General features: G+C 67.4%; 19 protein-coding genes. 13 read left to right on the forward strand and 6 right to left on the reverse strand.

Annotated features, from left to right (window positions below; all coding sequences use genetic code 11):
- Positions 1-31: 31 nt before the first annotated feature.
- The 4 genes from BZF57_RS07890 to BZF57_RS07905 are packed head-to-tail and all read right to left on the reverse strand — an operon-like array spanning position 32 to position 2,126.
- A complete protein-coding gene (locus tag BZF57_RS07890) occupies positions 32-427 on the reverse strand; it encodes a hypothetical protein (RefSeq protein ID WP_086736515.1) in 396 nt (131 codons plus the stop codon).
- A gap of 6 nt (positions 428-433) precedes the next feature.
- Positions 434-973, reverse strand: a complete 540-nt coding sequence (locus BZF57_RS07895) for a sterol desaturase family protein (RefSeq protein ID WP_086736516.1) — start codon at positions 971-973, stop codon at positions 434-436.
- Positions 970-1,788: a fatty acid desaturase gene (locus tag BZF57_RS07900; RefSeq protein ID WP_240505890.1), complete on the reverse strand. Its 819-nt coding sequence runs from the start codon at positions 1,786-1,788 to the stop codon at positions 970-972. Before BZF57_RS07900 ends, BZF57_RS07895 begins: the two co-directional genes overlap by 4 nt.
- 56 nt (positions 1,789-1,844) lie before the next feature.
- Positions 1,845-2,126, reverse strand: a complete 282-nt coding sequence (locus tag BZF57_RS07905; RefSeq protein WP_086736521.1) for a DUF427 domain-containing protein — start codon at positions 2,124-2,126, stop codon at positions 1,845-1,847.
- 190 nt (positions 2,127-2,316) lie between these two features.
- Between BZF57_RS07905 and BZF57_RS07910 the strand changes: the two genes are divergently transcribed.
- Positions 2,317-3,414, forward strand: a complete 1,098-nt coding sequence (locus tag BZF57_RS07910) for a phytanoyl-CoA dioxygenase family protein (protein ID WP_086736523.1) — start codon at positions 2,317-2,319, stop codon at positions 3,412-3,414.
- Between the two features lie 142 nt (positions 3,415-3,556).
- Positions 3,557-3,964: a hypothetical protein gene (locus tag BZF57_RS07915; RefSeq protein ID WP_086736525.1), complete on the forward strand. Its 408-nt coding sequence runs from the start codon at positions 3,557-3,559 to the stop codon at positions 3,962-3,964.
- Between the two features lie 31 nt (positions 3,965-3,995).
- Here the strand turns inward: BZF57_RS07915 and BZF57_RS07920 are convergent, their stop codons facing one another.
- On the reverse strand, positions 3,996-4,835 hold the full coding sequence (locus BZF57_RS07920; RefSeq protein WP_086736527.1) for a hypothetical protein: 840 nt from the start codon (positions 4,833-4,835) through the stop codon (positions 3,996-3,998).
- Between the two features lie 50 nt (positions 4,836-4,885).
- Positions 4,886-5,302: an acyl-CoA thioesterase gene (locus tag BZF57_RS07925; RefSeq protein ID WP_086736529.1), complete on the reverse strand. Its 417-nt coding sequence runs from the start codon at positions 5,300-5,302 to the stop codon at positions 4,886-4,888.
- Between the two features lie 143 nt (positions 5,303-5,445).
- Here BZF57_RS07925 and leuC point away from each other — a divergent pair, with 143 nt between their 5' ends.
- The 11 genes from leuC (at position 5,446) to BZF57_RS07980 (ending at position 16,787) form a co-directional block, all read left to right on the forward strand.
- Positions 5,446-6,876: a 3-isopropylmalate dehydratase large subunit gene (leuC, locus tag BZF57_RS07930; RefSeq protein ID WP_086736531.1), complete on the forward strand. Its 1,431-nt coding sequence runs from the start codon at positions 5,446-5,448 to the stop codon at positions 6,874-6,876.
- The gene (locus BZF57_RS07935) at positions 6,876-7,634 is read left to right on the forward strand and encodes a hypothetical protein (RefSeq protein WP_086736532.1); all 759 of its coding nucleotides are present in this window, start codon (positions 6,876-6,878) and stop codon (positions 7,632-7,634) included. The genes leuC and BZF57_RS07935 overlap by 1 nt, the downstream gene beginning before the upstream one ends.
- Positions 7,635-7,661: 27 nt before the next feature.
- Positions 7,662-7,838 (forward strand): LPXTG cell wall anchor domain-containing protein, encoded by a 177-nt coding sequence (locus tag BZF57_RS07940; protein WP_086736533.1) that lies wholly within the window; start codon positions 7,662-7,664, stop codon positions 7,836-7,838.
- 12 nt (positions 7,839-7,850) lie between these two features.
- Entirely contained in the window at positions 7,851-8,453 is a 603-nt protein-coding gene (leuD, locus tag BZF57_RS07945) for a 3-isopropylmalate dehydratase small subunit (RefSeq protein WP_086736536.1), read from the forward strand.
- A 25-nt stretch (positions 8,454-8,478) separates the two neighbouring features.
- On the forward strand, positions 8,479-9,477 hold the full coding sequence (locus tag BZF57_RS07950; RefSeq protein ID WP_086736538.1) for an NADPH:quinone oxidoreductase family protein: 999 nt from the start codon (positions 8,479-8,481) through the stop codon (positions 9,475-9,477).
- 81 nt (positions 9,478-9,558) lie between these two features.
- Positions 9,559-9,882, forward strand: a complete 324-nt coding sequence (locus tag BZF57_RS07955) for a DUF1476 domain-containing protein (protein WP_086736540.1) — start codon at positions 9,559-9,561, stop codon at positions 9,880-9,882.
- 4 nt (positions 9,883-9,886) lie between these two features.
- The gene (locus BZF57_RS07960; RefSeq protein WP_073973561.1) at positions 9,887-10,120 is read left to right on the forward strand and encodes a BolA/IbaG family iron-sulfur metabolism protein; all 234 of its coding nucleotides are present in this window, start codon (positions 9,887-9,889) and stop codon (positions 10,118-10,120) included.
- A gap of 40 nt (positions 10,121-10,160) precedes the next feature.
- Positions 10,161-10,487 (forward strand): Grx4 family monothiol glutaredoxin, encoded by a 327-nt coding sequence (gene grxD, locus BZF57_RS07965; RefSeq protein WP_086736542.1) that lies wholly within the window; start codon positions 10,161-10,163, stop codon positions 10,485-10,487.
- Positions 10,488-11,034: 547 nt separating this feature from the next.
- Positions 11,035-11,817, forward strand: coding sequence for an NUDIX hydrolase (locus BZF57_RS07970; protein WP_086736544.1), 783 nt, complete (start codon positions 11,035-11,037; stop codon positions 11,815-11,817).
- Positions 11,818-12,069: 252 nt separating this feature from the next.
- A complete protein-coding gene (locus BZF57_RS07975; protein ID WP_086736546.1) occupies positions 12,070-14,583 on the forward strand; it encodes a glycoside hydrolase family 3 protein in 2,514 nt (837 codons plus the stop codon).
- A gap of 50 nt (positions 14,584-14,633) precedes the next feature.
- Entirely contained in the window at positions 14,634-16,787 is a 2,154-nt protein-coding gene (locus tag BZF57_RS07980; protein ID WP_240505891.1) for a cellulase family glycosylhydrolase, read from the forward strand.
- Positions 16,788-16,806: the final 19 nt, after the last annotated feature.

Consider the following 16,806-nt stretch of genomic DNA (forward strand, 5'->3'; position numbering starts at 1 on the left):
CAGGAGTCGGCGAGGACGCTCTCCCGCCTGTTCAGACTTCTGCCTCGACCGCGGCCTCGGCCGACAACTTCACCTCGATCTGGCGCACCATTTCAAAGGGGCCGCTCCACTCCGCCATGATCCAGCGGCCGGTAATGACATTCCCGTCATCGCTCAGGCTTCCGGCATAGGCGACCGGCTCGTCATATTCCTCGCCTGCGCCGTGGTAGATCTTGAGGAAATCGACCCGGTTGCCCGAACGCGCACCTTCGAGCGTCGCGTACGCCGTTTCGGGGCGGAACTCGTTGGGCTCGATGATCGTGCCGCTGATGTGCCCGCCACTATCGGCAATCTCGGCAACGAAGGGCGTCACCGGCCCGGCCTCGGCGACCGGGGGATAGGCATAGACGCCGTCCCATTTGCCCGAGAGGTCCGCTCCGCCGTTCAAGCGCGCTCACATATTCCGGCCGACCACCTCGAAGGCATCGTCGCCGCCCGCACCGGCGCTGTCGCGCACCACGGCGAGGCCCGCTTCCTTCTGCGCCTTCAGCTCGGCCTTGAGCTTGGCCGGATCGCGCGCGAAGACGAAGCCGAAGCTCACCCCGCCCTCTTTCCCGATCGTCGCATGGTGGAGCTTGTGCGCCTGCACCAGCCGCTTGGCGTAGCCCTTGCGCGGCACCCAGCGCCAGTAGCGCTGGTGGACGAGGCCATCATGCACCAGCGTGTAGATCACCCCGTAGAGCGTGATCCCGACTGCGGTCCACCACATCCAGTCCCAGTAGAGCGAGCCGAAGATATACATCGCGGCGTTGATCGTGCCGAACACCACCGCGAACAGATCGTTCTTCTCCAGCACGTTGTCGTGCGGCTCGTGATGGTCGCGGTGCCAGCCCCAGCCCCAGCCATGCATGATGTACTTGTGCGCGTACCACGCGAACAGCTCCATGCCGATCAGCGCGGCAAGGACGGTAGCGGCGGGCTCGAGCCAGCTCATGCGGGTACCTTCTCGGTCAGTTCAACACGGCCCACCCCGGCGCGGCGCGCGGCCGGCAGCGCCCACCACGGCACGTCGGGGCGGCGGTGGTGTTCGAGATGATAGCCGAAATGGAAGCAGGATGCGAGGCTCGCCAGCGTGCCGAAATCATCGGAGCGGGCGTTGTGATGGTCGGCAAAACCGCCCCCGCTCTCGCCGGCGCCGGGCAGATGGCGGTGGGTGCGGAAGGTGCCGAAGTAGAACAGCTGGAGCGAGGACGCGAGCGCAGGCAGCCCGTAGAGCATCACGATCTGCACCATCGGGATATCCAGCACCAGCCAGTAGATCCCGACCACGGTGTGGACGAACAGGATCGACTGCCAGCCGAAATAGCGGCGGAAGAAGGTCGCATACCAGCGCCAGAAATCCCCGGGGTTGTTCTCGTCGAAATCGGGGTCGCCCGCATGGCCCGCCAGCTTGTGGTGGGTGAGATGCGCATCGCGCAGATGCTTCCAGCCGAAGCCTGCATAGAGCGCCAGCAGCACCGTGCCGATCGCGCCGTTCACAGCCGGGCGGCCGGGCACCAGCGTGCCGTGCATCGCATCGTGGCAGACGATGAAGACCCCGACCGATAGCCAGCACTGCACCGCCGCCATCACCAGCGCGAGCGGCCAGTTGGTCCACGAAAGCTCGAACACGAACATCGCATAGGCGTGGATCGACAGCCAGCTGCCGGCAATCGCCAGCGCAAGCGCAAGGCCGATGGCGCGCTGGAAGCTCCGCTCGGGAAGGGCGAAATGCGGGTTCATCCCGGATGATACGGGCGCAGGCGGCATGGGGTTGCGTATAGAAGTCTGGCGCGCGGGCGCAATTGCGTTTGGCGCGCGGCGGATCACCCGACCCGCACGCCCTTCCAGAAGGCGATGCGCCCCGCGATCTCGGCGGCGGCGGGCTTGGGATCGGGATAGTACCACGCGGCATCGGGATTGGTCGCGCCCTCCACTTGCAGCGAATGGTAGGAGGCCACGCCCTTCCACGGGCAGGTGGTGCGGGTGCTGCTCGGGACGAGGTATTCCGCGCGCACATCGGCGGGCGGGAAATAGTGATTGCCCTCGACCACCACCGTCGCATCGCTTTCGGCGATCACGACGCCGTTCCACACTGCCTTGACCATTGGCTCCCCTCCGCTCGATTGCACCTGCGCGCCCAGTGTCGGCCCATTCGCGCCCCGGCGCAAGCCGCGGCGCGGCGGCGTTAACCGCCGCGCGAAAACCTGTCCGCCAACGGGACGCGGAGCCTTCAACCCCTTCGAATCGCTCGCCTTGGCCGCTTACATCCGGGCGCGTGCAACAGGGGTCACCGGCATGAAGGGTCTGAAGGTTTCAAGCGACACGTCCGCCTATGAGGTGCGGGCCGAGCTGGATGCGGACGGCCGCCTCGCCGCGCCCTGCCTTGCCGCGGCGCTGGGCATGATCGACCGCCACGGTCTCGTGATCCTCACAGGCCTGATGTCCGAGGCCGAGGCGGACGAGGGGCTGGGCCTGATCCGCCAGACGATCGAGGACCCGGGCCGCGACAAGTGCACCTTCGCCAGCGAGGTCGACAACCGCTACCTGCGCCGCGATTTCTGCGCCCTGCCCGCGAGCACGCCGGTGATGGACTTCGCCAGCCGGCTGACCCGGCGGCTGGAGGGCGTCTTCACCGAATATTGCGGCCGCACGCACCCGCTGCTCGAGGTGATCACCCTGACGAGCTACCTCGGCTCCTCGCACCAGTATATCCACCGCGACCCGCCCGGCGTCATCAGCCTGATCGCGGCGGTGGAGGATATCACCGAGCAGCAGGGCGGCACTCTGTTCGTCCCCGGCACACACAAGTTCGGCGGGGCGGAGAAGCGGCATGGCGGGCAGGCGTACGCCCTGATGGAGCTGTGGCGGCGGCAGGCGAATATCCGCGTGCTGATGCACAACCTTGCCAAGCTGTGGCTGATGCGCACTTCGGACACCGCCCCGCTCGCACCCGGAGAGCTGCGGGACCGCGTGTTCTCGGCCAGGTGGGACGATCACCAGCCCAACCTGCTGCGCTTCGTGCTCGGCAAGAACAGCCAGTTCAGCCTGGCGATGCTGGGGCCGAAGACGCTGTGGCAGCTATTCCGTCGCCGCAAGACGCTGCCGGGGATGTTCCACGCGGTGCAGACCGCGCCGCGCAAGGGCACGGTGATAATCTATCGCAGCGACCTGCTCCATGCCGGGCCCGACAACCGCTCGGCCACCCCGCGCCGGTTCTTCGGCCTGAGCTTCGCGCGCGACATCATCGACCGCGACGAATGGCTCGACGGCTATTCCCCGCACCCCGATCTGCGCGCGAACCCGCTCAGCCTCGGCGATGTGCTGGATTACCGCGCGCCGTCTGGTACCGGCGCGGCGCGGCCCGCCGCGCTCGCCGGGATGGCGGAAAACTGATCCACTTTAGGGACACGGATCAGACTCGCGGCATCTTCGCGCGCTTCCGGCAGGGGAGAGAGCGAATGCCGAACGAGGGGCAGTGTCAAAGGGAAGATGGGGCGGGCGGCTCGCACAGGCGCGCCGCAAGCGGGTGCCGGCCATGAGCATCATCCGACCGTCCAGCGAATTTGTCGCCGACCGGCGCTGGGCGCTGCGGCGCGGGATCGAGCTGGCCGCAGACCTTTCGGATTCGAGCGGGATGACCTGCGCCGCGCTGGTGACCGACATTTCGGAAGAAGGCTGCATGATCCGCTTCGCCAAGGGGCAGGATCTGGTGCGCGACCGCCTTCACTCGATCAAGATCTCCGGGCTCGAAGCGCTTGCCGCTTACGTCATCTGGTGCGCCGAGGGCAAAGCCGGGGTCGCCTTCAGCGAGCCGCTCCACCCGGCGACGGTGCAGAACCTGGTGATGAAATCGCACTACGCCCGGATCAGCCGTCACATGGCGCTGAAAGAGGGTGCACTCGAACGCCTGCCCGCGCTCCCGCCCTTCCCTTTCGGGGAGTGACGGGGCGGAGGGCGGGCGCGCTCGTGCCGGCCTAGCGGATCACGCGGATGCGCGGTTGACCGCCGGAGACCTCGGCCACCCACACCCGCTCGTTGCTCTGGGTCAGGACATAGACGGGCATCTGTGCGGCATAGACCGAGAAGACGTGGATCTCGGTCGGGACGGGGTCGAGCAGGTGGGTGACCATCAGCGATTCCGCGCGGCCATCCTTGCCCTCCTCCATCGCGGTCTTCATGGTGAGGCAAGACTGGGTGAAGGAACGGCGGTCCTTGATTGTGCCGTTCACGATCTCGAAGCGGTGGTGCCCGCCGAAGGGGATCGCGCCGGTCTTCTCCTGCGGGGTGAGGAGATAGGCGTACAAGCCGCCGTCGGGCTTGCCGGTGGGGAAGACCACGGTGTTGAAGCGGCTGGCGGCGCAGCGTTCGACCTTCTGTTTGCGCATCAGGGCAACGGCCTCGACCTGGGTCACTTCGGATGCCGTCAGCGGCCTTTCGCCGGCCGCATAGGTCATGCGGCGGGTGACGGTCTCGCCGTCATAGACCCCGCTCCACGCCGCCTCGAAGCCGCCGCCCGCGACGGGGCGGAAGAACACCGTCTCCCAGCCATCGTCCACCTCGTTGACGATCCAGCCTCCGATCCCGCGCTTGTCCGCCTCGGACAGGTCCTCAAGCGCCGCGTCGGTCCCGTGCCAGGCGGCCTGATCGTAGGCGTGGAGCTTGTATCCCAGATCGAGCGCCTGCTGCACCGCGGCCTCCTCGGCGGCGGTCAGCGTGGGGGCGGGCTTGGGAGCGGCGGCATCCTGCGCGGCGAGCGGCGGCGCGGCCAGCGCGAGGCCGGCGGCGAGAATGGCGAAAGCCTTGAACCTGTTCACGATTTGCGTCCCTTCTGCCCCGGCTCGCGGGACGCAGGCAGCCTACCGTGTCACTCCCCCTTGGGGAAGAAGAACTCGCGCAGATGTTCACCGATGCGCGCCGGGCGCAGGGTGGCGGCGTCAATGCAGCACCACGAGGATTGCACCTCGGCCAGCACCTCCTCGCCGCGCTTGATCAGCGTCGAATAGAACGCGCGCGCGCCGTTGAAGCGCTCGAGCACGGTCTGCGCGATCACCGCGTCTTCGAGGAAGGCGGGCTTGCGGTAGGTGATCTCGTGCTTGAGCGCGACCCACGCCTTCGACGCCACATCCTCGGCCGGAGCGATCCCGCGCCAATGCGCCAGCACCGCATCCTGCACCCAGTTGAGGTAGCGCGCATTGTTGACGTGGCCCATGAAGTCGATGTCCTCGACCGCCACGGTGATCGGGTGGAAAAACGGGCGGGCAGGAGATTCGCTTGCTGACATAAATGTAAACTAGCGCAAGATTATGACAAATTCTACCGCTGAAGCCCGGTAAATTGCCGCAATCTTGCCACGGCTCGCGGAACAGGATTATGGGCGTCTCGTTTCGGGTCGCACCCTTGCCCCTCCAACCGATGGAACCGCCCATGGCCAGCCGCCCCCGCACCCTCTACGAAAAGATCTGGGACGCGCATGTCGTCGAGACGCGCGATGACGGGACGGCGCTGATTTATATCGACCGCCATCTGGTGCATGAAGTCACCAGCCCGCAGGCATTCGAGGCGTTGAAGGTCGCTGGGCGCCCGGTGCGCCGCCCCGAGCTGACGCTGGCCGTGCCCGATCACAACCTCCCCACCACCGCACGGCTCGACAGCGCAGGCAAACCCGTCCCCATTGCCGACCCTGAAAGCGCCGCCCAGCTCGCCGCGCTCGAAGTCAACGCGCCTGCCTTCGGCATCCGCTATATCCCCGCGACCGCGAAGGAGCAGGGGATCGTCCATGTCGTCGGCCCCGAGCAGGGCTTCTCCCTGCCCGGCACCACCATCGTCTGCGGGGATTCGCACACGGCCTGCCACGGCGGCCTCGGCGCGCTCGCCTTCGGAATCGGGACGAGCGAGGTCGAGCACGTTCTTGCCACGCAGACGCTGCTGCTCCAGCAATCGAAGCCGATGGAAGTGCGGGTTGAGGGCGATCTCGGCCCGGGCGTCAGCGCCAAGGACCTGATCCTCCACATCATCGGCAAGATCGGCGCGGCAGGCGGCAGCGGCTACGTGATCGAATACCGCGGCCGCGTGTTCGAGCGCATGACCATCGAGGAGCGCCTCACGGTCTGCAACATGAGCATCGAGGCCGGTGCGCGCGCGGGCCTGATCGCGCCAGACGATACCACCTTCGCCTATCTCAAGGGCCGCCCGATGGCCCCCAAGGGCGCGGAATGGGACGCGGCGGTCGCCTATTGGCGCACGCTCCATTCGGATGACGGCGCGGCCTTCGCCAAGTCGGTGACGATCAAAGCCGCCGATGTCGAACCCAGCGTCACCTGGGGCACCAGCCCCGAGGACGTCGTGCCCATCGGCGGGCTGGTGCCGCACCCCGCGGACTTCGCCGACGAGAGCAAGCGCGTCGCCGCGCAGAAATCGCTCGACTACATGGGCCTCACTCCCGGCACCCCGATGACGCAGGTGCCGATCCAGAACGTCTTTATCGGCTCCTGCACCAACAGCCGCATCGAGGACCTGCGCGCCGCCGCTGCAGTGCTCAAGGGCCGCCGCAAGGCCGAGAATGTGCGCTGGGCGATCGTCGTGCCGGGTTCCGGCCTCGTAAAGGCCCAGGCGGAAGAAGAAGGCCTCGACCGCATCTTCACCGAAGCCGGTTTCGAATGGCGCGAGCCGGGCTGCTCGGCCTGCCTCGGCATGAACCCCGACAAGGTGCCCGCGGGCGAGCGCTGCGCCTCGACCAGCAACCGCAACTTCGTTGGTAGGCAGGGCCCGGGCGCGCGAACGCACCTCGTCTCGCCGGCGATGGCCGCCGCCGCCGCGGTCACCGGGCGGCTCGCCGACGTGCGCGAACTGGTGTGATGCCGACCCGGCGGACCATCATCGCCGGCACATTCGCCGCAGCCGTGGCAGGCCTTGCCCGTCCGGTGCTGGCGCAGGGCAATAGCTTGGACGATCCGCGCTACGCCGCCTTTGCCGCCGCGCGCCGCAATGCGTGGTCTGCACTCGGCCCGGTCGATGACGACGTGATCGGCTACCTCGTCAGCCCCGAATTCCAGGGCGCCCCGGCGTGGCCCACCACCCGGCAGTCCTATCTCGTCGCGCGGCCAAAGGGCAGCACGCTCATCGCATCGGACGGTCTCAGCGATCTCTTCACCGGCACCGACAGCGCCGAACCCGGTTTCGGCTGCGAGGTCTTTATCGAATGCCCCGATCTTGCCGGCGCCGCCTTCGAAGCGGTGAAGCGCAGCTGGCAGTTCCAGCTGATCGAGAACTTCGCCCGGAACGTGGCCGATATGGGCGGGATAAATGGCGTTCTCGAAAGATACGGGGTCATCTCGATGGAGCTTCCCGCGCCCGAAAGCACGCCCGAGCGCTGGGTAACCGCGCGCGGTAGCGTCGGCGCGCTGGTGGGGATCGAGGTGCCCGATCGACCGGCGCGCTGCACGCTCGCGCCGGGCGTGGCCATCCGTCTCGTCGCGCTGACGCTGCTGCTGCCGGACGAGACCGAGTACGTGATCAAGGGCGGCAAAGCCGCGCGGGGCGAGCTCGCCGCGATCCTCTTCGCCACGGGCACAGGCCTCGCATCACCCGCCAATCGCCGCTCTGTGCTTGCGTAAGGCCGCAACTGGGACCATCTGGAAACCATGACCGACAAGCCCAAGAACAACACCGCCCGCAACGCCGCGATTGCTGCTGCGGGTGCCATCGGATCGGCGGCCGTCGCCGCAGCGCTGCTCTATGCGGGTAAGCGCAAGAAGAAGCCCTCCGAGCCGACCCAGCCGGGCCCGATCCCCTCGGGCGAGCCGCCCCAGACGGACTAAGGACACAAGCCCATGCAGCCCCTCACCAGCGTCGAAGGCCGCGCCTATCCGCTCGGCCTCAAGAATGTCGACACCGACATCATCATCCCGGCCAAATGGCTCAAGACCGTCAGCCGCGAGGGAATGGGCGCAGGCGCGTTTGAATCGCTGCGAGCCGAGCCCGGCAATGTCTTCGACGATCCCGCCTACGCAGGCGCGCCGATCCTGATTGCGGGCGACAATTACGGCTGCGGATCGAGCCGCGAGCACGCGGCCTGGGCGATGCTCGACCTCGGCATCCGCGTGGTGATCGCGCCGAGCTTTTCCGACATCCATTCGGGCAATGCGGTGAAGAACGGCATCCTGCCCGTGGTGCTGCCGCAGGAAGCGGTCGACCGGCTGCTCGAAGTCGCGCGCGAGGGGCTGGAGATCGCCGTCGATCTCGAAGCGCAGACCGTCACCACCCCCTATCAGGACCGCTTCACCTTCGAGATCGACCCGTTCCGCAAGCACTGCCTGCTGAACGGCCTAGACGAGGTCGGGCTGACGATGGCGCGGGGCGAGGCGATCGGCGGGTTCGAGGCGCAGCGCACCTCCGCCCAGCCGTGGCTGATGCGCGGCACCCAGGCCGCATAGAATTACCATACCGGGAGAGGACACAATGAAAGCCATTCGCACCCACCAGACCGGCGGGCCCGAAACCCTGACATTGGACGAGGTCGACGCCCCCACCCCGGGCAAGGGAGAGGTGCTCGTCGCGGTCAAGGCCTGCGCGATCAACTATCCCGATGGCCTGATCATCCGCGACATGTACCAGTTCAAGCCGCAGCGGCCTTTCAGCCCCGGCGGCGAGATTTCGGGCGTGATCGAGGCTGTGGGCGAAGGCGTCGAAGGCTATGCGGTGGGCGACAAGGTGCTCGCCGGGATCGGCAACGGGGGCCTTGCCGAGAAGGTCGTCGTGCCCGCGGGCCGGATGTTCAAGGTGCCCGACGGCGTCTCCTTCGAGAAGGCCGCTTCCCTGCTGATGACCTATGGCACCACCATCCATGGCCTCAAGGACCGCGGCCATATCAAGGCCGGTGACACCGTGCTGATCCTCGGCGCGGCGGGCGGTGTGGGCCTTTCGGCGATCGAACTCAGCAAGGCGTTTGGCGCGCGCGTGGTCGCTGCCGTGTCCTCGGAAGCCAAGGGCGAAGTCGCCCGCAAGGCCGGGGCAGACGAGGTCGTGATCTACCCGCGCGAGGCGATGGACAAGGATGCTTCCAAAGCCCTCGCCGATGCCTTCAAGAAGGCCTGCGGCCCCGACGGCGCGAATATCGTCTATGACATCGTCGGCGGGCAATATTCCGAGCCTGCGCTGCGCGCTATCGCGTGGGAGGGCCGTTTCCTGGTGGTCGGCTTCCCGGCTGGGATCGCCAAGATGCCGCTCAATCTCACGCTCCTCAAATCCTGCGACATCTGCGGCGTGTTCTGGGGCGCCTTCACCGCGCGCGACCCGCAGGGCTTCCACGCGCAGGTGAACGAGCTGTTCGACCTGATGAAGGCCGGCAAGATCGACCCGCTGGTCAGCGAGACTTTCCCCCTCGAGCGGGCCGGCGACGCCATCGCCAAGCTCGAAGCGCGCGAGGCGGTCGGCAAGCTCGTGGTGACGATGGATTGAGCGCCAGCGCGCGCGGCCCCTTGAAGCCGCGCGCGCCCGCCTCTATCGCTCCCCTTGGATCGTATCCGAAGGGACACACACATGACCGATTTCAGGGACCGCGAGCGCGCCGAGGAAGCCCACTTCGCGCTCGAGGAAGAAACCGCCTTCCGCATTCTCGCCCGCCGCAACCGCCTGCTAGGCGAATGGGCCGCCGGGCTGATGACGCTCACCCCCGAGGAAACCGACTCCTACCGCAAGGCGGTGGTCCAGGCCGAGTTCGAGGAAGCGGGCGACGAGGACGTGGTGAGGAAGCTCCTCGGCGATCTCACCGCCGCGCAGATCGACATCTCCGAAGCCGATATCCGCGCCAAGCTCGCCGAACTGGCGATCGAGGCGCGCCGCCAGCTTTTGGGCGAGGTCTGAACCCATGCCGATGTCCGCGCGCGAGATCACCGAGGCGATCACCGCCGCCCTGCCCGGCGCGGTGGTCGAGCTGCGCGACCTTGCGGGCGACGACGATCACTGGGCCGCGACCGTCACCGCGCCGCAATTCGCCGGCCTCAGCCGCGTGGCGCAGCACAAGCTGGTCTACAACGCGCTGGGCGGGCGGATGGGCGGTGTGCTGCACGCCTTGCAAGTGACCACCGTGGTCCCCAAGTAACCACTCAACCAAACACTCATTGCCAAGGGGCAATCCACCGATGTCCGACGTCAACACCCGCATTTCCGATCTCGTCACCGCCAATGACGTGGTGCTGTTCATGAAGGGCACCCCGCTCTTCCCGCAATGCGGTTTCTCCAGCCGCGCGGTGGCGATCCTCGACCATTGCGGCGTCGCCTACGAAAGCGTCGACGTGCTGCAGGACATGGAAATCCGCCAGGGCATCAAGAGCTTTTCCGACTGGCCGACGATCCCGCAGCTCTACGTGAAGGGCGAATTCGTGGGCGGCAGCGACATCATGATGGAGATGTTCGAGGCGGGCGAATTGCAGCAGCTCCTTGATGAGAGCGGCGCGGCGAAGGTTTGATTTTTTGTTTTCCGCAGCACCTCCGGGCTGCGAAATCCTCGCTCACGGGGCCTGAAGGCCCTGTCGCTGCGGGCGGCCGTTCGGCCTTGCGGTCGCTAGCGCGACCGATACCCGCGCATCCCTCTTTCTTAGCAATGCAACGGCGCGAAGCGCCGCAAGCGCGAACGCGCGCCCGGAGGGGTGGCCCCGCAGGGGTCGGGCCCCCGGAGGTAGCCAAGGCGGACGGACGTCCGCCGCCCGGCGCTTGAGGCGCACAAAAGAAAAGAGCGCCCCGCAGGACCAGTGCGGAGCGCTCTTTCGTTTTCGGGGAGGCGCAACCCGGAGACCAGGAAGGGTCGCGCCTCTCGTCAAAGACCATTTGGGACCGCCGCTTAATATGCATGGCGCGTGCCAAACTTGACAAAGCGCGGAATTCCGCCATTTTTGGCGGCCCGCCGCCCCGCCCCGTCAGCCGGGTTGTAAAACATCCCGACAACACCTGCGTAAAACGGCAGGTTTACGCCTCCCCCCTTGGCAAGCGTCTGCCCTGCGGCCATCCTTTGCCGCAATGAGCACCGATTCCGCGCCGATTGGCATTCCCGCCGCCACCATCATCATCTTCCGCCACGCCCCCGAAGGCGGCGCGCCGGAGGTGCTGATGACCGTGCGCTCGCGCAACATGACCTTCGCGGGCGGTATGGCGGTGTTCCCGGGCGGACGGGTGGACCCGGAGGACTATGCCCTCGCCGAGGCGCTAGCGGGCGAGCACGGGCTCGATCCCGACGAGGCCGCCCACCAGATCGCCGCCGTGCGAGAGACGCTGGAGGAGACCGGCCTCGCGCTGGGGCTGGCGGGCGACATCGACGCGGCCCGCGCCGCCGAAGCGCGCGCGATGCTGGCCGAGAGCGGCGCACTCGCCCCGGTGCTCGAGGCGTTCGGCTGGCGGCTCGACCTCGCGCAGATCGTCCCCTTCGCGCGCTGGTTTCCCAAGAACGAGAACATTTCGCGGGTCTATGACACGCGCTTCTACCTCGCCGATCTGGGGACGGGCGCGGTCGACGTGTCGATCGACCAGTCGGAAAACACCCACCTGTTCTGGACCTCGGCGCAGGGCGCGCTCGATGCGGCGGAGCGCGGCGAGATCAAGCTGATCTTCCCCACCCGCCGCAACCTCGAACGCCTCGCCCTGTTCGCCAGCTTCGCCGAAGCGCGCGCACAGGCCGAAGCGATCCCGGTGCGCACGATCATGCCGCAGGTCGTGGAGCAGGACGGCAAGCCGTGGCTGACGATCCTTGCCGATGCCGGCTACCCGGTGACCGGCGAACTGCTGGAGACGGTCGCCCGCGGCTAAGGCTGACAGGCGAATCGGGCTGCCTCCACACTCCGATCGCATGGTAGCGTTACCATAACTAAATTTGCTTTACTAATTTGAATTTTTCTTATTATTTATCGCATATTTGCAGAGATTTACCGCGAACCATCCGATGTTAGCGATACATCGTCTCGTTGCCCGATTGACTTCCCGCCGCAGATTTTCCAACATCAATGTTAGCGTTCGCAAAGACGCGGGGAACGGCGACCACAATCGCCGCGGGAGAGGGACATGACTGGCCATAAGGCCCCCACACGCGCTTGCCTCGTGGCAGGCCTGCTCGCAGCGGCGAGCCTTGCCACCGTCGCCATCGCCGAAACGCCGGCCCCGCCCCCCGCAGCGCCCCCGGGCACGGCGCATCCCGACCAGTGGCCCGCCTATACCTACCCCGTCCCCGTCCACGCCGATCACGAGAAAATGATCGCCGACCTCATCGCGCGCATGACGGTCGAGGAGAAAGTCGGCCAGCTGGTGCAGGCGGACCTGTGCTGCGTGACGCCGGACGATTTCCGCAAATACAAGCTCGGCTCGCTGCTGGTGGGCGGCAATTCCGGCCCCAACGGCAATGACCTCTCGCCCGCCAAGGACTGGCTGAAGGCGGCCGACGATTTCTACCTCGCCTCGGTCGACAAGTCCGATGGCGGGGTCGGCATCCCGATGATCTGGGGGACCGATGCGGTCCACGGCCACTCGAACATCATCGGCGCGACGCTGTTCCCGCACAATATCGGCCTCGGCGCGATGCGTGATCCCGCGCTGATCGAGAAGATCGGCGCGATCACCGCCAAGGAAATCCGCGTCACCGGGCAGGAATGGACCTTCGCGCCCACCGTCGCCGTGCCGCAGGATTTCCGTTGGGGCCGCGCCTACGAGGGCTATTCCTCCGACCCCGATCTGGTCGCGTCCTATGTCGGCGCGATGGTGCGCGGGCTTCAGGGCCCGCCGAGCGGCGACAACCTGCTCGCCGGTCCGCACGTCATCGCCTCGACCAAGCACTTCCTTGCCGATGGCGGCACCGACAAGGGGGTCGACCAGGGCGACAGCTCGGCGACCGAGGCGCAGCTGCGCGACATTCACGGCAAGCCCTATGGCCCCGCGATCGCCGAGGGCGTGGCGACGGTGATGGTCAGCTTCTCGAGCTGGCAGGGTGTCAAGATGACCGGCAACCACTCGCTGGTGACCGGCGTGCTCAAGGAGCGGATGGATTTCGGCGGCTTCGTCGTGTCCGACTGGAACGCCCATGGTCAGGTGGCGGGCTGCACGAACGAGGCCTGCCCGCAGGCGCTCATGGCGGGCATCGACATGTACATGGCGCCCGACACGTGGAAGCCGATCTACAATGACCTCCTCGCCCGCGCGAAATCGGGTGCAATCCCCATGAGCCGGATCGACGAGGGCGTGGCGCGGATCCTGCGCGTGAAGGCGCGGCTCGGGCTCTTCGAGGCAGGCAAGCCCTCCGACCGGCCTTTTTCCGGCCAGTACGACCTCCTCGGCGCACCCGAACACCGCGCGGTGGCACGCGAGGCGGTCAGGAAGTCGCTGGTGCTGCTCAAGAACCAGGGCGTGCTCCCCCTCGCGCCGGGCAAGCGCCTGCTGGTGGCGGGCGACGGCGCGGATGATATCGCGCGGCAGGCGGGCGGGTGGACGATCACCTGGCAGGGCACGGGGCTCAACAACAGCCAGTTCCCCGGCGCGACCTCGATCTGGGGCGGGCTGAAGCAGGCGGTCGAGGCGGGCGGCGGCAGCGCCGTGCTTTCCCCCGATGGCAGCTACACCGACAAGCCCGATGCCGCCGTGGTGGTGTTCGGCGAAACGCCCTATGCCGAATTCCAGGGCGACCGTGCGGCGCTGGTGCTCGATCCCGAGCTGACCGCGCCGTTCGCCACGATGAAGAAGTTGCAGGCGCAGGGCATTCCGGTGGTCGCGGTGATGGTCACCGGACGGCCGCTCTATGTGAACCCCGCGCTCAACGCCGCCGATGCCTTCGTGGTCGCCTGGCTGCCCGGCAGCGAGGGCGGCGGGATCGCCGATGTGCTGGTGGGCGACACGGCGGGCAAGCCGCGCTTCGATTTCTCCGGCAAGCTCCCCGCTGCCTGGCCGCGCACCGCGCAGATTGCCGACGGGGCGCTCTATCCCTTCGGCTACGGCCTCGACTACCGCACCCGCGCGGGCAAGTGGCAGACCCTGCCCGAGCTCGATGCGAGCGCGGTCGGCGGCGACGCGCGCACCTGGTTCAGCGCGGGCAATCCCGCGGCGCGCTGGTCGCTGTGGGTCTCGGGCACGGGTGACGAGGTCGAGACCCGCGTCACCACCGTTCCAGCCGACGCGCTCGGCGGCCGGGCACGGGTGACCGCGGAGAACTACAAGGTGCAGGAGGGCGCGCGCCGCTTCGCCATCGCGGGCGGCAAGGCGAGCGTCAATCTCGGCAAGTTCGAGACCGTCGACCTCGCGCGCGAGACCAATGGCGATGTCATGGTGCTGGTAACGCTGCGGGTGTGGGACAGCCCCGCCGCCGCGCGCCTCGGCGTGAAGGGCCCGGGCAGCGAGGGCTTCACCCCCGTCACCCTGCCCGCGACTGCCGGCTATGTGCGCTACGGCATCCCCTTGAAGTGCCTGCGCGACAAGGGCGCAGACGTGGCGCAGCTCAACCGGCCCTTCGTCCTCGAAACCGAGGGCAAGGCCGATTTCGCCATCGCCGAAGTGCGTCTCGGCAATGATGCGGAGCAGATCCTGCCGTGCCGCTGAGGCAGGCGGAAACCGAATAGGCCGTTAGAGCCGAACCGACGGAGAGACCGATGAATCTCAAGGCTTTCGTTTCGCTGCTGCCGCTGGCGGCGCTGACCCTTGCCCCGATGACTGCGCCGGTGGCCGCCGCTGCGCCCGCCGCCGTCACGAAACCGCTGCCGGTGGGCACCTGCATAAACCTCGGCAACACGCTGGAGGCCGAGCGCGAAGGCAGCTGGGGCGGCGTGCCGGTGCGGCAGGAAGACCTCCAGCGCATCGCCGATGCCGGCTTCAATACCATCCGCCTGCCGGTGCGCTGGCATAACAAGTCGAGCAACAAGCCGCCCTATACCGTCGATCCGGCATGGATGGACCGCGTGCAGCAGATCGTCGACTGGGCGCTGGCGGCCAAGCTCAACGTGATCCTCAACAGCCACCACTTCGACCCGATCTATGACGATCCGGCCGGGGTCGCGGCGTGGCACGGCGGCGTGTGGAAGCAGATCGCCGAGCGCTTCAAGGGCTATCCCGAGGACACGCTGTGGTTCGAGCTCGAGAACGAGCCGCACAAGAACCTCAACCATTCAAACCTGCTCAAGACCCTCGCCCCGGCGCTTGCCGAGGTGAGGAAGCTCCACCCCACCCGCGCGGTGATCATCGGCGGGGAGAACTGGAGCGGGATCAAGTCGCTGGAGACCCTGCCGCTGCCGGATGATGCGAACATCCATCCTACCTTCCACTACTACGATCCGTTCCTCTACACCCATCAGGGCGCGGAATGGACCAAGCCCGATATGCCGCCCGTCGGCCGCGCCTTCCCTCTGCCCGAGGATACCGCGCAGCTTGCCCGCGATGTCGAGGCGATCCGCACCTATATCGCGCGCACCGGCAAGACCCCATTCATGGGCGAGGTCGGCGCCTATGACGGGCACATCCCGCTCGCCGACCGGGTGAAGTATCACCGCACCATCCACGATGCCTTCGCACCGACCGGTATCGGGATGTGCATGTGGGCCTATACCAACACCTTCCCCTTCTTCGATCACAAGAAGGGCGAATGGCTGCCGGGCCTGCGCGGCGCGATCGGGCTGAAGGACAACACCGTCGCCCCGCCCGCGCCTCCAGTTGCGGCGGCCGCGGCGCAGGCGCCCTCGCCCTCCTCATCGTCGCACAAGTCCAAGCTGCCGCCGGAGCTGGCCGCCTTCGACGATCAGGTGCCCGGCGATCTCATCAACGATCCCACCCGCATCGACTGGGCAACCTATGGCCCGGAACTCGAAGCGAGTGCGCGCCAGTCGGCCGACATCCCCGGCGGCGGCGCGGCGCGGGTGTTCAACCTCAAGAGCCGCGGCAGCTTCCCCTACACCAGCTCGGCCAACGTGCCCCTGATCGACGATGTCGCCAGCGGGGAGCAGGTCACGATCGGCTTCTACGCCCGCACGGTCAGCTCCGAGCGGTCGGACGGCAAGGGCACCATCGGCGTGCGCTTCCAGGAGAACGTCGCCCCCTATGACGGCTTCGGCGATACCACCGTGCTCGTGGGGTCGGACTGGCAGTGGTACGAAGTCACCGCCCGCGCCACGCGCCGCTTGCGCAAGGCCGATGCGATCGTGACGCTGCAACTGGCGGGGGCAAAGCAGAAGCTCGAGATCGGCCAGGCGATCGTCGTCAAGAACGCCGCGAGCATCCAGACCACCCAGACCGCCGCCGCGCCCACGCTCAAGGATGCGGCCGGGATCGAGATGCCCGACGCGATCCGCGCTCTGGGCCAGCTGGTCAATGATCCGACCAACCGTGCCTGGGGGCACGGCGGCGCGGGCGGGAGCTGGCAAGGGCTCGACGTGCCCGAGATCTGGCTCCAGAAGGCAACGCGCTTCACCACCACCAAGGTCGGCGAGAACCGCTGGGATCTCGTCACCGGCGTGCCGATCGTGCCGGAGGTCAAGGAAGGCGACCAGCTCGTCGCGGTGGTGATCGGGCGCACGATCAGCGCCCAGACGGATGACGGCATGGGGCTGGTCTATGCCCGCCTCCAGAGCGGAACGCCGCCTTACGAGGGCTTCGGCGACAAGGCCTTCAAGCTGGGGACCAAGTGGCAGATGATCCAGCTGCCCTTCACCGCCACCCGCGGCTTCGGCGCGGGCGATGCCAATGTGACGCTGCACTTTGCCGCCGCCGCGCAGACCATCGAGGTGGGGCCGGTCTACATCTTCAAGAAGAACTAGACCCGCCCCCGCGCTCCCG

This window comes from Erythrobacter colymbi, from assembly GCF_002155685.1.
GTDB lineage: Bacteria > Pseudomonadota > Alphaproteobacteria > Sphingomonadales > Sphingomonadaceae > Erythrobacter > Erythrobacter colymbi.

What these genes read in the sequence shown, in the direction of transcription:
- BZF57_RS07935 (WP_086736532.1), top strand. Translation starts at nt 6,876, where the DNA reads ATGCCGACCCGGCGGACCATCATCGCCGGCACATTCGCCGCAGCCGTG.
- BZF57_RS07910 (WP_086736523.1), top strand. Translation starts at nt 2,317, where the DNA reads ATGAAGGGTCTGAAGGTTTCAAGCGACACGTCCGCCTATGAGGTGCGG.
- BZF57_RS07970 (WP_086736544.1), top strand. Translation starts at nt 11,035, where the DNA reads ATGAGCACCGATTCCGCGCCGATTGGCATTCCCGCCGCCACCATCATC.
- BZF57_RS07905 (WP_086736521.1), bottom strand. Translation starts at nt 2,126, where the DNA reads ATGGTCAAGGCAGTGTGGAACGGCGTCGTGATCGCCGAAAGCGATGCG.
- BZF57_RS07895 (WP_086736516.1), bottom strand. Translation starts at nt 973, where the DNA reads ATGAGCTGGCTCGAGCCCGCCGCTACCGTCCTTGCCGCGCTGATCGGC.
- BZF57_RS07980 (WP_240505891.1), top strand. Translation starts at nt 14,634, where the DNA reads ATGAATCTCAAGGCTTTCGTTTCGCTGCTGCCGCTGGCGGCGCTGACC.
- BZF57_RS07960 (WP_073973561.1), top strand. Translation starts at nt 9,887, where the DNA reads ATGCCGATGTCCGCGCGCGAGATCACCGAGGCGATCACCGCCGCCCTG.
- leuD (WP_086736536.1), top strand. Translation starts at nt 7,851, where the DNA reads ATGCAGCCCCTCACCAGCGTCGAAGGCCGCGCCTATCCGCTCGGCCTC.
- leuC (WP_086736531.1), top strand. Translation starts at nt 5,446, where the DNA reads ATGGCCAGCCGCCCCCGCACCCTCTACGAAAAGATCTGGGACGCGCAT.
- BZF57_RS07955 (WP_086736540.1), top strand. Translation starts at nt 9,559, where the DNA reads ATGACCGATTTCAGGGACCGCGAGCGCGCCGAGGAAGCCCACTTCGCG.
- BZF57_RS07950 (WP_086736538.1), top strand. Translation starts at nt 8,479, where the DNA reads ATGAAAGCCATTCGCACCCACCAGACCGGCGGGCCCGAAACCCTGACA.
- BZF57_RS07975 (WP_086736546.1), top strand. Translation starts at nt 12,070, where the DNA reads ATGACTGGCCATAAGGCCCCCACACGCGCTTGCCTCGTGGCAGGCCTG.
- BZF57_RS07940 (WP_086736533.1), top strand. Translation starts at nt 7,662, where the DNA reads ATGACCGACAAGCCCAAGAACAACACCGCCCGCAACGCCGCGATTGCT.
- BZF57_RS07915 (WP_086736525.1), top strand. Translation starts at nt 3,557, where the DNA reads ATGAGCATCATCCGACCGTCCAGCGAATTTGTCGCCGACCGGCGCTGG.
- BZF57_RS07925 (WP_086736529.1), bottom strand. Translation starts at nt 5,302, where the DNA reads ATGTCAGCAAGCGAATCTCCTGCCCGCCCGTTTTTCCACCCGATCACC.
- grxD (WP_086736542.1), top strand. Translation starts at nt 10,161, where the DNA reads ATGTCCGACGTCAACACCCGCATTTCCGATCTCGTCACCGCCAATGAC.
- BZF57_RS07900 (WP_240505890.1), bottom strand. Translation starts at nt 1,788, where the DNA reads ATGCCGCCTGCGCCCGTATCATCCGGGATGAACCCGCATTTCGCCCTT.